14 protein-coding genes and 1 tRNA gene are annotated in these 13,322 nt (G+C 62.7%); 2 read left to right on the top strand and 13 right to left on the bottom strand.

The genetic code is table 11. The features are described 5' to 3' along the window. Positions 1–198: 198 nt before the first annotated feature. Positions 199–879 carry an RlmE family RNA methyltransferase gene (locus ASE79_RS15775; protein ID WP_056418800.1) on the bottom strand — a complete coding sequence of 227 codons (681 nt, stop codon included), beginning with the start codon at positions 877–879 and terminating at the stop codon, positions 199–201. Then, positions 876–1,931: a Ppx/GppA phosphatase family protein gene (locus ASE79_RS15770; RefSeq protein ID WP_056418799.1), complete on the bottom strand. Its 1,056-nt coding sequence runs from the start codon at positions 1,929–1,931 to the stop codon at positions 876–878. The genes ASE79_RS15775 and ASE79_RS15770 overlap by 4 nt, the downstream gene beginning before the upstream one ends. A gap of 186 nt (positions 1,932–2,117) precedes the next feature. Here ASE79_RS15770 and ASE79_RS15765 point away from each other — a divergent pair. Further along, positions 2,118–2,191: transfer RNA gene (locus tag ASE79_RS15765), tRNA-Gln, on the top strand. Positions 2,192–2,203: 12 nt separating this feature from the next. Here the strand turns inward: ASE79_RS15765 and ASE79_RS15760 are convergent. The 8 genes from ASE79_RS15760 to ASE79_RS21090 all read right to left on the bottom strand — a co-directional run bounded on the left by ASE79_RS15760 (position 2,204) and on the right by ASE79_RS21090 (position 8,204). After that, positions 2,204–3,280 carry a site-specific integrase gene (locus tag ASE79_RS15760; RefSeq protein ID WP_056418796.1) on the bottom strand — a complete coding sequence of 359 codons (1,077 nt, stop codon included), beginning with the start codon at positions 3,278–3,280 and terminating at the stop codon, positions 2,204–2,206. A 1-nt stretch (position 3,281) separates the two neighbouring features. Further along, positions 3,282–3,476, bottom strand: a complete 195-nt coding sequence (locus tag ASE79_RS21320) for a hypothetical protein (RefSeq protein WP_056418793.1) — start codon at positions 3,474–3,476, stop codon at positions 3,282–3,284. Next, positions 3,476–3,769, bottom strand: coding sequence for a head-tail connector protein (locus ASE79_RS15750; protein ID WP_056418790.1), 294 nt, complete (start codon positions 3,767–3,769; stop codon positions 3,476–3,478). The genes ASE79_RS21320 and ASE79_RS15750 overlap by 1 nt, the downstream gene beginning before the upstream one ends. Then, positions 3,759–4,922, bottom strand: a complete 1,164-nt coding sequence (locus ASE79_RS15745) for a phage portal protein (protein ID WP_056418786.1) — start codon at positions 4,920–4,922, stop codon at positions 3,759–3,761. The genes ASE79_RS15750 and ASE79_RS15745 overlap by 11 nt, the downstream gene beginning before the upstream one ends. Continuing rightward, positions 4,913–5,446, bottom strand: coding sequence for an HK97 family phage prohead protease (locus ASE79_RS15740; RefSeq protein WP_056418784.1), 534 nt, complete (start codon positions 5,444–5,446; stop codon positions 4,913–4,915). The genes ASE79_RS15745 and ASE79_RS15740 overlap by 10 nt, the downstream gene beginning before the upstream one ends. Positions 5,447–5,448: 2 nt before the next feature. Further along, on the bottom strand, positions 5,449–6,657 hold the full coding sequence (locus ASE79_RS15735) for a phage major capsid protein (protein WP_056418782.1): 1,209 nt from the start codon (positions 6,655–6,657) through the stop codon (positions 5,449–5,451). A gap of 221 nt (positions 6,658–6,878) precedes the next feature. Further along, positions 6,879–7,514, bottom strand: a complete 636-nt coding sequence (locus tag ASE79_RS15730) for a hypothetical protein (RefSeq protein WP_156359730.1) — start codon at positions 7,512–7,514, stop codon at positions 6,879–6,881. Positions 7,515–7,601: 87 nt separating this feature from the next. Then, positions 7,602–8,204, bottom strand: a complete 603-nt coding sequence (locus ASE79_RS21090; protein ID WP_156359729.1) for a hypothetical protein — start codon at positions 8,202–8,204, stop codon at positions 7,602–7,604. A gap of 258 nt (positions 8,205–8,462) precedes the next feature. Here ASE79_RS21090 and ASE79_RS21085 point away from each other — a divergent pair, with 258 nt between their 5' ends. Then, the gene (locus tag ASE79_RS21085; protein WP_156359728.1) at positions 8,463–8,957 is read left to right on the top strand and encodes a hypothetical protein; all 495 of its coding nucleotides are present in this window, start codon (positions 8,463–8,465) and stop codon (positions 8,955–8,957) included. Here the strand turns inward: ASE79_RS21085 and ASE79_RS15715 are convergent. From ASE79_RS15715 to ASE79_RS15710, 3 genes are all read right to left on the bottom strand, one after another. After that, on the bottom strand, positions 8,954–10,600 hold the full coding sequence (locus ASE79_RS15715) for a terminase large subunit (RefSeq protein WP_082445380.1): 1,647 nt from the start codon (positions 10,598–10,600) through the stop codon (positions 8,954–8,956). The genes ASE79_RS21085 and ASE79_RS15715 overlap by 4 nt on opposite strands. Further along, positions 10,593–10,982: an HNH endonuclease gene (locus tag ASE79_RS20490; protein ID WP_082445379.1), complete on the bottom strand. Its 390-nt coding sequence runs from the start codon at positions 10,980–10,982 to the stop codon at positions 10,593–10,595. The genes ASE79_RS15715 and ASE79_RS20490 overlap by 8 nt, the downstream gene beginning before the upstream one ends. Before the next feature lie 147 nt (positions 10,983–11,129). Continuing rightward, entirely contained in the window at positions 11,130–13,094 is a 1,965-nt protein-coding gene (locus ASE79_RS15710; RefSeq protein WP_056418762.1) for an AAA family ATPase, read from the bottom strand. Positions 13,095–13,322: the final 228 nt, after the last annotated feature.

The following is a 13,322-nucleotide window of genomic DNA, read 5'->3' as shown; positions in this document are numbered from 1 at the left end:
GGCAGATGCCACGCGTGGCCGGCTCCCCTTGTTCTCCCGCGAAGGCGGGAGCCCAGGCTGTGTCCCCGCCTTCGCGGGGACACATGCTTTTGTGACGAGCCGGTGCGGTTGGTATCACCCTGAGGCAGAGCGCCGCGGCGAAGCCGCGTCGTCAGTCGTCGCTGCGCGAAGCTGGCCGGGGTCGGTCCGCGACGCGGATCAGCGGGGCTGATCCGCTGACCGACCCTTAAACCCCTGCGCCACCACGAACCACTCGACCGAGCCCTTCCGGCTCGCCGGCGGCTTGGCGTGCTTCACGGTCTTGAAGTTCCGCTTCATCTCCGCGACCAGCTCGGAATCGGCACCGCCGGCGAACACCTTCGACACGAACGTGCCACCCGGCTCGAGCACTTCGCACGCAAAGTGCAGCGCGGTCTCGACCAGCGCCATCGTCCGGAGCGCATCGGTCTGCGGATGGCCGACGGTGTTCGCGGCCATGTCCGACAGCACCAGGTCGGGCGCGCCGCCCAGCGCTTCGATCAGCTTGCCGGGCGCTGCATCGTCGAGGAAGTCCATCTCGAAGATCGTCACGCCGTCGATCGGATCGACCGGGAGCAGATCGATCCCGACCACCGACGCCTTGGGGATCCGCCGGCGGATCACCTGCGCCCAGCCGCCCGGGGCAATCCCCAGATCGACGACTCGCTTGGATCCGCGGATCAGCTCGAACCGCTCGTCGAGCTCGATCAGCTTGTACGCCGCGCGGCTGCGATAGCCGTCGGCCTTGGCGCGCTTCACATAGGGGTCGTTCAACTGGCGTTCGAGCCAGCGGGTCGACTGCGCGGTGCGCTTGCGCGCGGTGAGGACGCGGACATGCCCGCCAGAGCCACCCCGGCTCATGCCGCGACGCTCGATGCTTTGCCGGGCTTGCCACCGGGGCGGGGTGCCCCCATCAGCCGGCGCAAGATCCCCTCGCGAATACCGCGGTCGGCGATGCCGAGCCGTTCGGCGGGCCACAAATCCATGATCGTCTCCAGAATGGCACAGCCCGCGACCACCAGGTCGGCGCGCTCGTTGCCGATGCACGGCAGCTTGGCGCGCTCCGTGATCGACATATGGGAAAGGTCGGCGCTGATCCGCCGCATTGCCGACGCAGGCACGATCAGCCCGTCGACCACCGAGCGGTCATAATGGCTGAGCCCGAGATGCACGCTGCCCAGCGTCGTCACCGTGCCGCTGGTGCCGAGCAGCCGCGGCCGCGCGATATTGCGCGGCAGCCGTGCGGCGAATCCGGCAAAGCTGTCCGCGACGACGGTGCGCATCCGCGCATAGGCGGCGCGGCGACCGGCCTCGCCTTCGCCGCCGCCGGCATGCTCGGTCAGCGACACCACGCCCCAGGGCGCCGAATGCCAGTCAAGCACGGTCGGGATCGGCGTCGAGGTATCGACCAGCACGAGTTCGGTCGATCCACCGCCGATATCGAACACGAGCGCGGGGTCCTCGCCGGGCTCGATGAGCGCGTGGCAGCCGAGCACCGCCAACCGCGCCTCCTCCTCGGCGGAAATGATGTCGAGATGGATGCCGGTCTCCGCCAGCGCGCGCGCGATGAAGGCGGGGCCGTTCGACGCCTGTCGGCACGCCTCGGTCGCGACCGACCGCGCCAGCGTGACGTTGCGGCGCTGCAGCTTGTCCGAACACACGCGGAGCGCCGCGATCGTGCGCTCGATCGCCGCGTCGCTCAGCTCGCCGGTCGAGGCCAGCCCTTCGCCGAGCCGGACGATTCGCGAGAACGCGTCGATCACCGCGAAGCCGCCCGCCTGCGGTCGCGCGATCAGCAATCTGCAATTGTTGGTGCCGAGATCGAGCGCGGCAAATGCCTGCGCATCGGCCCACCGCCCACGACTGGGTCGGGTCGCCGCCGGACGGGCAGGACTACCCTGCCGGAACGGCATTCGGGCGGAAACATCCCCCATCGCCGTAAAACTCGCTATCTATGTCTGCCGCCGCGGGAAAATACCCGCCCGGTGCTTGGACACGAATGTAGCGCAGCGGCGCGATTACGCAAGCGACGTGGCACATCGGCAACATCTTGGGCGTTGACAGCGGCAAACCGCCCGCCTAGAGCCCGCCCTCGCTGATGCCCCGTCGTCTAATGGTAAGACTGCGGTTTCTGATACCGCCTATTGAGGTTCGAATCCTCACGGGGCATCCAGCGTTTCCCATTTTATGCTGCGATCTCAAGAGCTTGGCTTTCTTTGTCGGCTAACCTTGAGTTTTGGTTAGCCATTACCTTCGTCATTGCAGCGTCAGCACGGTCGCCGCGCGCGTCGTCGCCAGCATATCGATGGTACTCGCGAACGCTCTTGTGGCCGGTGATCGCCATGCCTTCCTCGTCGCTGCATCCGGCTTCACGGCATCGCCGCGCGGCGGATTTGCGCAGGCCGTGAGGCGAGCAATGCGGGATGCCTGCTGCAACACACGCCTTCTTCATCAGGCCATAAAAGCCCTTGGGCGTGAACGGGTCGCCGTCCTTCGTTTCGATCAGCGTGGACGCGCCGATCGGGCCGGCCTTTAGAGCCTGTTTCAGCGGCTCGACGATCGGCACGTCGACGGCATTGCTCGTCTTGCTCTGGTCGAGGCGGATGCGGCCGCCTGCGATCGTCTCGGAAGTCATGTAGCGCACGTCTCCGCTACGCTGCGCAGCGTACAGCAGAAGCGCGAAGGCGAGGCGGGGCTTGGTGCCGAGGGGGTGCTTTGCCTCAAAGGCAGCAAGCTCGTCCTCGGTCCATCTATGATAGCCTCCGCCGGTCGCTTTGGGGGGTTTCGTGTCGCGCACCGGGTCAAAGCCATGTGGCACGATCTTAGCGCGGCGGGCGATCACGAACAGTTGAGCTAGGAGCTTGCGCAGACGTGCGGCAGCATGCGGCTTTGCGCGCATAGCGGTCATAAGGCGCGAGATCAGCTCGGCATCGAACTTGCGAATTGGATCGTTGCCGAATTTTATCCGGAAGCGCTCTAGGACGCCGCGGTAGACCACCTGGGTACTGGGACGCAGATCCTGAAAGGCGTTGTCCGCATAGTACCGTGCGACCACGTCGGACACGCTGCCGGGCGCGATCCGTCCTGCCCCGACAGGTGCAGGCTCTGCTTCGAGGCACGCGGCATACTCGCGCTCGAACGCCTTCGTTCCATACGGCTCTTTCAGATAGCGATCGGGATACCCCTTTCGGCGAAAGCGATACCGCATTTTGCCGTGCCGATCTTCGAAGCCCTTGCCGACGAATGGATACTTCTTCGCCATCTTACATAGCTCCAAACGCGTCCAGACGGGCGCGCAAATCGTCGTTTTCGTCATGAGGCACAGGCGTTGCAGGGCTCATGTGGATCGTCACCACGCCCAACGTGTCTATTCGACCGTGGATCGCCACGCCTTCCTCACGAGCGACCCGCGCCCAGCGGCGCAGGTCGGCTTCGCGTATGAGGGCTTTTGTCGCCATCAGACGGAAAGCCGGCGCAGCGGTCTGATGAGGCGCAACGCGGCCTCGGGAGTGTCGGCACCGTCCTGGCGCTCATCATACGCGGTTGCGATCTGGCATAGGATCGCCAGCCGTATACGGGCGGGCACCTCGTCACCCGGAAGCCAGTCATCGCGCGGCTTCCAGTCGTCCGCATATTCCAGAACGGCGTCAGTCGCCGCCTGTATAATAACCTCAAACAGCGAGTCCTCGTGGTCATGGTCGACACGGACAAACAATTTGGCCTCTTCGAGGCTGACGATATCAGGCGTCATTGCTGATTACCTCCCTTGCGGCGGGGCGGGGGTTCCAGCCTTCGATCTGGCGCACTTCATCTTTGTCGAGCACGCCGGCATCGATCGCGATCTTGTGGTTCGCCCAACGGGTTTGCGGATCGCCGCGAAGGAAGCCGGAAAGATCCAGTTCAAGTTCGAAACCGCCGTCGCTTGGGAAAACGCTGCGAGCGAATTCCGCCTCGATCTTCCGCGCCATCGGCGACAAGGTGAACATGGCGAACCACCGGCCCGCCGTCTCGCTGTTGGTGAAGGTGTTGTGGCTGTAGTCCTGCACCAATGGGGGCGGCACCTGGAATAGCCGGCAAATTTCCTCGACGCCGAACTTACGCGTTTCGAGCAGCTCGGCGTCTTCGGGGCTTAGCGACATCTTCGACCACTTCATGCCGCCATCGAGGACGAGCGTGCTGCCTGCGTTCGCGGCGCCGCTGTGGCGGTCCTGCATCTGTTTGCGGAGTGCGGTGCGCTGGGGTTCCGTCATGGCTCCGGGAACCTCAATAGCGCCGCTTGGGGCGGCTCCACGGTCAAGGAACGATCGCGCGAACAGGTTGGCGGTGGCAACGCCCGCCACGGTCTCCGCAGCGCGGCTCAGACGCGAGCGGCCGATGAGCCCATCGTCGGTCCTATCGCGAAGGTGCAGGACTTCGTTCTGTAGAAGCCGGCGAGTGCCGCCCCGGCCGTCCGTCACGTCATAGGCGAGCCGACCGCTGGACGGGTATTGGACCGTCACCATGCCCCAAGGTATGAAGCGGAAGCCAGTGAGCTGCCCGCGATCGGAGCGAACGATTTCGGCTAGTCCGTTGCCGGTCAACAGCATCGAGACGACCAGATGTTCGAGGAAGTCGGGCCATCCCATCTGTTCGTTGACTCCTACGCGCGTGATGCGGCGTAGCGGGTGCGTCATGGCCTCAAGCCGATTGTCGCCTTCGCGGCGATATACGAGAGCCGGAATGCTCGCGAGCGAGCTGGCGATGACGGTCGAACATGCGAACACTGCCGAGAGGCTTTCGGCAGCGTGTGCCGACATAGCCCCCGGCCATCCGATACCTGGGGCGATAGCTGCCCATGACGGGTCCGTTGCATCGTTCCGCTTTTCGAAGCCGGCCCAGCCGGCGATACGATCCATCACGCCCATGCGCCAAGCTCCGCGAGAATGAGACGACGACGCCGGCCGTCCTGTCCAGCGTCACGCGCGCGGAGCGCCAGCGACGTGTCAGGATATGCCGGCCATGCCGAAATGATGCTGATTTCCTTGAGCCCGATCGTTTGAAGCGTGCGGCGTTCTCCCACCCAGCTTTCGCCGCCTTTGGGTACGAGGAACCCGAAGGACATGCCGCCAAGGTCGTTCCGTTCCGCCAGCGCGAGCGCATCACGGCCGGCAGCGGTGTCAGGAAGGTCGAGGGAGAACGCCAAGCCGCGCGTATCCTCCGACAGCCGCAAGGTGCCGGAGCGCGTGCGCCCCAGCACCTTGCCGGTGTCGTGATCGAGTAGCGCCAGCACGTCGCCGGCCAACGCCGACCGGAATGCACCTGGCAGGATCGTCTCGATAAACGAGCCGATCCGTGCCTCGGAGTTGAACGTGGCGGCATAGCCCTCAAGCCGGCGACCATTGGTCCGCAGCTCGGTTGCCTGCCGGCGTTCGAGGGTGCCGCCCGTCATCGTCAGGCGACCTTGATGCCGCTGGCCTTGACGAAGCTGGCGGGACGGCGAACGCCGAAGTCCACCGTCGCCATAGCGCGGATCAAGATGTTCCCCTTGCTGTAAGCCGTCTCGGCATACGGGTTTACGAGAATATCGAGCTGCGACCAGATGCCGATCAGGAAGTCGGCCCAGTCGCCATAGACGAGGCCGTGCTCGTCGTTCGTCGCACCAAGCACGTTCGGTACCTGATTGGAGAAGCGCGCCAGCTCGTTGTGGAACGTCTCGGTCAGAGGGATCGCCCGCTCGTTGGCATCCCGCAGCTTTGACGCGTCGGCCTTCACCCCGTTGGTCCCGAGGAAGCTGCGCGTCGTGCCGATGTTCGCGAGGTCGGCCGCTGCAATCATGTTGGCGGTCGTCGTGAACAGGTCGGTCGAAAACGGCACTGCGTCGATATCCGGATCGTAGAGGATGCCGCGCGGCTCGGCTCCGATGCCCTTGCCTGTGATGGCGGCGCGGTCGATCTCGAGAGCAAGGTTGCGCGACAGCATTGCTCGCAGGATCGCGTCCGCAGCCGGGTTCGCCTGCATGATGAGCTGGCGGCTGATTTCGGCGATTGCTCCGACGTGGTGTGGTTCAAGGCTAAGGCTATCGAACGTGGCGTTGCCGGTCGGCAGCGCTTCGTTCTCGTTCACCCAGCCGACGTTCGGGCTTCCCGTCTCGCGCGGGATGATAACGTTGCCGGAAAGGCCGGTCAGCACGGTTGCGCCCATCGTCTGCATGACGGTGGAGGCCGTGAGGGCCGACGTGAACAGTTCGGGGCGGAAGTCGTCGGGGACGATCGCGGCGCTGTTGGCCGTCACTTGTACGGCGCGCGTCTCGAAATATTCGAGCGGTACGCGGATGCCCTGCGCGGTCTGGCCCGAGCGCCGCGCGAGCTCCTGTTCGATTTCCCGTTCGCGGCCGGCGTCGATCAGCGGATCCAGCGAAGCGGCGATGCGGCGGGCAAGGCTATAGCGCCGAAATTCGGGAGTGTGCTCCTGATTGAGCGTCGTGCCGGGGTCGGCGCGGTCGGCTGCGTCGAGCGCGCGGGCGCGGGCGATCTGGCCGTCCAGTGCGCGCAGCTCGGTTTCAGCCGTGGTGAACGCTTCGCCTTCGTCGGCGGTGTGTGCGGTCGTCATGCGAGCGACGATCGCCGTCCGCTTTTCGAGAAGGTCTGCCAGCTTGAACATTATTCAGTCCTCAAATTGGCCGGGGCGCTATGCCCCGGCGCGGTGATTGCCGTCTGTCTCGCGACGATGGTGGGAGCCGTCAGTCTCACGACGATGGGTGTTCGTGCGATGTTGTCGGATTGTGCCTTTTCATGCGCGCTTGCGGACGCGTCCGCCCCAGGCATCCGACTTCCCGTTTTTGGCCTCATCGCGGAGGCCTCAATGCGTGGGGCGGAATCCATTTACTCGCCGTCTTCGCCGAGCATCTTTTCAACAGATGCTTCATCCCAAGCGGGATGGTCGACCGGGCGCAGGAAGCCTTGGCAGACGCCGCGCACATAATGATCGATGTTGTTAAGAAACACGATCGTCGGGGCGGCGCGAACCGGATATCCGGTGGCGAAAAGGTCGGAAAACTCGAATGGCAGCGTGCCGGCTTGCCGGTTCACACTGACGACACGCGCTTCCGCGCCATGCGAATGAATTAAAAATGTCCAAGCGGGATCGGCAAAGAGCCCGGCCGGCTCCCTCACCAGTTCCGGCGCTGGTTCGTTCGCCCAAACTGCGGGGCGATCGAACGCGCCGATATGGACCCAGTTGATCGCAGCGGTATACGCGTCTTTCACGGTCACGCCCTTGGCGATCAGCCGCGCGGCAGCAGCAATATGCAGAGCGGTACGAAGCGAAAAACGATGCGCGAGGCCGTTGCCTTCTGCCTTGTCGTTCGAGGTCTTGCCGTCGTCCCAAAGGCGGAGGTCATCGCCGTAGCGGACAATCCATTGGCGAAGTGTGGCGGGAGCAACCAGCGCTGCCTGCGCTACAACGACGAGTGGGAACAACGGGGTGTCCCAGTTTTCCAGCTTCGTGAGGTCCGTCATTTCCATTCCTTAGACAGGTGTTGAAGGCTGTATGCTTCGACGCCTGTCCATAGTCAACTGTCTAAGGTTAGCCATCAGTTCGTGGTTTCACGCCCAGCGTTCGAGCTGTCCCAGTACCTGTTCGACCAGCTTGTCCCCTAGGTCGGTGCCATTCATTTCCAGTGCGTAGCGCAGCTTTGCGGCAAGTCCCTTCCCGGTACGGGCCGGGATCCACGCAAGGCGATGCTCGGCTGCATGTGACCTTGCTAGCCACGCCTCGTGGCCCACCTCGTCCTCATCGGACATGATGCACTCGGTGTCGATCTGCCGGCACACTTGGACAGCGCGGAACGCTGCATCTTCCTCATGTAAGCTGAGAAGTAGTTGTTTGATTTCCTGCATTCGTCCGTCGGCAAGTTCCGCCAGCATTGGTTCGGCCGAATTTTCTTGGCCGGCGCGTACAGTGAGTTGGAGTAAGCAATGACCGTCCAATCGTGCGCCACAACCCAAGCGGTGCCAACGATCGAGCCATCTGCCAGCCGACCATTCGGGAGCAACACAAGCGATCGCCGGGACACTCACGGTCGCGATCGTCAGCGCGGCTGCTGTGAAGCCCATAAACGAGCGACGGCTGGGTGTGGGAATATTAGAAATATTTTCCGGTGACGTGCCGGTATATGCGCCGCTATGGGCGTAAGTAGCCTGTTGCATGGACTAAGCCTCCTGCGATGGGTCAGAGCCGGTGCGGTCGTTGGTAGCTTCCGTCCGGCTCGCTTTGGTGTTATCGCCAATGCATGGCCCGGTCAATTCGAGTTTACACGAAAACGCAACGCCCAGAGGCTCCCGGCGTTATGGTTGGGGTTCGACTCCAACCTGAACAGCTGGCCGCACTGGACATATGGATTGCGGGGCAAGCATCCTCGCCCTCGCGGCCGGAGGCTATCCGTCAACTTTTAGCCGGAGTTTTAAATGGCAAACTTTGAAGAACTGGCTCGGATCGCGCGTGAGAAATCGAATGGAATCGTTGCCGCCGCAGATCACGCTCGAAAGGTAAAGGAGGAGGCGGAAGCAAATCGACTTGAAAACGCGGAGCGCGTGCTTCACGAGCACGTAGTGCCTATTCTTAATCAGGCGAAGGAAGCATTCGCTGCTGACGGCATTAAAGTTAATATTGAAGAAGCTGAATCTTTTAAGATTGAGCCGGGCCGGCTAGGTAATTCAATAAAGATAAGAATTGTTACTTTTCATTGCTTCTCTCGGTTAGAGGGTCACCCATCGGGTATGCAATCCGTTATGGGCGCCAAGTACGTGTTTGAGCATGATGGAACGACAATAACAACTAAGCGCTATGGCGCGTCAATATCCGACAAGACTTTTCAGGGTGGTACGTTTCCTGACTTCGTGGCCCCGATCGTGATGGAGGCTCTAGATTCGTACTACGAACAAAAGCGGATCCGAGGCTAGATCCACATAATACCGTCACCTCTATAAATTTCCGGGCTTTCGTCTTTCCCTGCTAAACTGCATGCCATGATGGCCGCAACTATGCCGTCGATACGATCGAACGACTTATCTTTCATCGGTTTGCGGTTGCCGGCCGGATCGGGCTTCACCACCACGTTGCCGGCCTGCCATTTAAGGATAGGTGAGCCGTTGTGCTGCATTCGCTTTTCTAACACCGCCCGTTCGAAGGTGTCGATCGCAGCTGCATAGGAACGAAACCCCGGAACGAACTCGGATAGCGGAAGCTCAATGCCTTCATCGTTGAGCAGCTTCTGCAAATCCTCGAATCGCCAGCGATCGAAGGCGATCCCCTGCACGTCGTACATCGATCTGATATCCGCGAGCCGGAGGGCGATGGCGAGACGGTCGGTTGCGCGACCTGGCGTAGTTTCAATCCAGCCATCCGCCGCCCACTGATCGTAGGGGACTCGGTCCCGTTCAGACCGCTCGCGCATCGTGTCTTCCGGAACGAAATGCCACACGAGCAGCTTTCCGGAGTCGGGAAACCACAGTGCCAATGCCGTGAGATCACGGGTACTGGACAAGTCGAGGCCGCCGAAACAGCGCTGTCCCTCGAGCTCGCCCGGATCGAACGGAGTGCCATTCGCCATCCAGTCGACAGGGTTGAGGAACGCCGCCTCGCCATCAATCCGTTGGTTTAGATTAAGCAGCCGAAAAGCTGGCTCAAACGACTGTGAGCGCATAGCCATCGCGGCTGAGTCCGCGAACTCATCCTCGTTGAGGAACGCGCCCAGCGCCGGGTTTGCGGCCGCCCATGCAGAACGATCGTCGAGACGGCAGTCAGCCGGCGCGGCATGCAACTGCGTGTAGAAACTTGGTGCTGGTTCCGCGTCGAGGATCTGCGACCAAAAATGAAAATCGTCGCGGGCCTGTGTCGATATCGTCACGCCAAGCGCATTTCGGCGTTTCGCCATGCCGGTTTTCAGATTGTCCCACAGCTCGCGCGACCGCCACTGGGCAACTTCGTCGGCAACCCAAAACGATGGAGCGAGGCCGTGAGCCTTACGGGCATCCGAGGTGAGCGCCCGCCAGATCGAACGCGTTTCCTCGTCGGTGATTTCCTTATGCCAGTCGCGGATATTTACCCGCGCCGCCATCCACGGCACCGCCTCGATGTATGCACGGGTCATATTGTACAGCACGCCGGCTTGCTCGCGATCGAGTGCCGCTGCGTAGCATTCGCCATAGGGTTCGCGCATCGGTCCGAGGAGGTGCGCCAGCGACAGGCCCGCGAGGAGCGCAGACTTGCCGTTGCCTCGCCCGACTGAAAGACCAGCGAGGCGCACGATGCGGTTGCCGTCCGGCCGCAGGGGTTCGTACGTGCCGCGCACGAATTGCTCTTGGAACTCAATCAGCTCCAACTTTTCACCGGCCCGCAAGCCTGAGACGATCGGAAGGTCGCGCAGGAACGCCAGCACTTGCTCCACTTGAGGCATGCCCTCCTTTTCCCACGGATGACTGAGGACAGCGGCGCGCGGAGGCTGAAACCCCGCGAAAAGGGTGTCATCCCACACCGCCTGGGGAACCGGCGCGCCAACTGACGCGGCCCTCAATCGTCCCGCGCCGGGGCCGCGCTTACCCATCTGTTAAATCCCTAACTAATTGAGAATGAAGGTAGACCATCGGTCTTGTCTGGTCAGCTGCGAGCGATTTTTCGTGCCACGGATGGGTGGGATCGAGCGGCGTTCCGTCTGGCTTGCAGCCCCGGCGCGGCTTGCTCGTCCGGACCGGGCCGGCCTCCGTTCCTCGGGCGGTCTTCGCGCCGTGGCATGGCGGGCAATAGCTCGCCAGTCCGTCATGGCCGGGGAACGGCGGGCCTCCATCTGCGATGGCCGTGATGTGATCGACGGTGTTGGCAACGGTCAGCACGTTGCGCGCCTCGCATCCGACACAGAACGGGGACAGCGACAGGTGGGCAAGACGCAAGCGCTTCCAATTTGCGGTGTTGTAGGGCCAATCAGCCATGCCGCCCACCTTCCTTCACATCATGGGCCAGCGTGCGAAGCGCGCGTTCAATCTCGCTGCGTTCTTCGAAGTACCGTTCGGGGTTGTTCCAGTCGGGCCGCAAGCGTCCGACTCGCTTGGAGATGGCCGTGAGGCGAGCAGCAGGGGTCACTCGCCTTCCCCCCAGATTGTGTCACTTAAATCAGAAGGCGCGGCGGGCGACCAGCCCGCCTCTTTATACGTAGTATAAAGGGGGTTAGCGCAGCGCGGGTCGGCGCGCTGCTCAACGAGAGGAGCCGCTTGGGGTTGGCGCGGGGTCGGCGCAGGGGTTGGCGCGGGGGTTAGCGCGGGGGTTGGCGCACTTTCACCGGGTTGGCGCGCGAGCTTCATGCCCCGCTTCCAGTGGCGGTTTTCGCCCTTCCAAAGCTCTTGATCGAGTAAGACCGTGCCATTGTGGATTAGCCTTTCCATTGCTCGTTCGAAGGCGGCTTGCCCCGTCGCTTTCGCCTCAATCATCTGCGAGAATATGCGCGGCGCGTAGTTGATGCCGTTGACATGAGAGACAGCGCGGCGGGTTTCCGTGCAGCGCGTCAGGCAGCGTAGGAAAGCGTCATTGACGGCATTCTCTTGGGCTACCGCTGCGATCTCCGCATGGACGCCGGGGGCAAGGTCGGCTTCCTGTACGAACGCCCATTGATGCCACCGGAAGGCCAGTGTCTCGCCGTTGCGGGCGTAATTGGCCTTCACTCGCGACAGTTGCCGTGCATCGGGGTCCAGCGCCTCTCCATCGGCGTCCCGGGGGCAGTCTAGGAAAATGCGGGATCGCACCTGATTTTCCCAAGCCGTCGAGCCTGAGAAGTTATCGCCCGCCTTGTTCGGGTGCCCGATAAACAGCACGGATGCGTCAGCATCGGCCGCGAGGCGATTAAGCAAACTACAGAACGCTGCCACCTGATTGCGGATGTTCTCGTTGCCGGCGAATAGGTGCGCGACGTTATCGAGCGCGACGAAGCCCGCGCCCGTCTGCATCACGGTCGCATGCAGCATGGCCCACGCCTCGGTAGTTCCCATGCGGCCTTGGACATCGAACACGGCCAGCTCGTTGCCGATCGCGCCCGCCAGCGACACAAGATGCAGCTTTCCAGATAGCTCTCGCGGCTCGACATTCATCGCCGCGCAGATTGCCGACTGGCGGCGATGCAGCTCGTCGGCATCATCCTCGCACGTCAGATAGATCGCGTTGGCCTGCCGTGTCTCCACGCCCAGGAACGGTCGGCCGAGTGCGATGCACGTCGCGAGCTGTTGCGCCATCAAGGATTTGCCGGCGCTGCCCGCTCCCGTCAGATAGGTCGCCTGCCGTGCCGGTATCCATTCGTGCAACGTCCACGCGCGAGGCGGGGCTGGCTGCCCCTGCCAAGAACTAGGATCGATCAACGCGAACATCGGCGCGCGTTCGGGCTGCACTACCTGGGGGCGGTCAATCGCATCATCCGTGAGCACGCGCAAATCGTCGGCCGTGCCGTGCCAATCGATGATATCGCCCTTTGGGGGCAAGTCTGGCAGCGGAAGAATAACGGGCCGTCCGCGTGCCGCCTCGATGCTCTTCGCTGCACGATCCGCGAAGCCGCGTCCCTCATCGTCGTTGTCGGGGAGGATGACGACGGTTCGGCCGGCGAGACTCTGTGCGTATGCGTCACGCCAGCCTTTTGCTCCGAACGCGATCGCGGTCGCGACGAAGCCCCATTGCGCGAGCTTGTCGGCTTTTCGTTCGCCCTCGGTCAGATAGACGAAAGCGTGCGGATCGGCGTTTAGAATATCGGGCAAGCGATAGAGGATGCGAGGCGCGGCCTTATCAAGGCCATTGATCCAGCCGCCACGACCGTCGGGACGTTGCGCGCGGAATTGCTTGCGCTCGCCCGGTTTCTCGATCCGCACGGTTCGATAGGCAACAGTGCCATTGGCATCGACATACTCATAACAGCCGGTTTGCTGCCACTTGCCGCCGTGAGGCCGCTCGCGTTCGGGTAGTAGCCCGAGCTGGCGGCACTCGTCTTTCAGACCCTTCCACGCGTCATCGTCGCCGTTGTGGCAATGGAACACGACGCCGCCACCGTCAGCGTCCTTGACAGTCATGCCGCGATCGGACGGGCTATGTCCCGGCGTCGGGAACGCACCTTGGTGGCCCTGCCAGTCGCCACCGTAATGGCGGGTAATATTTTGAGCTGGAGTCACAGAATGACGCCGGAAAGGTTAGTCATTCCCGTTTTTGCACGGAGGGGGGTTTTCGAGAACGTCGAGCAGTTAGCCAGTCTAAGCCATTGAAAACAAACGGCGCAGACTATCCTCACGGGGCATCCAGCG

The organism is Sphingomonas sp. Leaf28, assembly GCF_001421685.1.
Classification (GTDB): Bacteria; Pseudomonadota; Alphaproteobacteria; order Sphingomonadales; family Sphingomonadaceae; genus Sphingomonas; species Sphingomonas aurantiaca.
The sequence above is the reverse complement of the archived record's forward strand: the minus strand, read 5'-3'. Positions and strand labels throughout refer to the sequence as shown.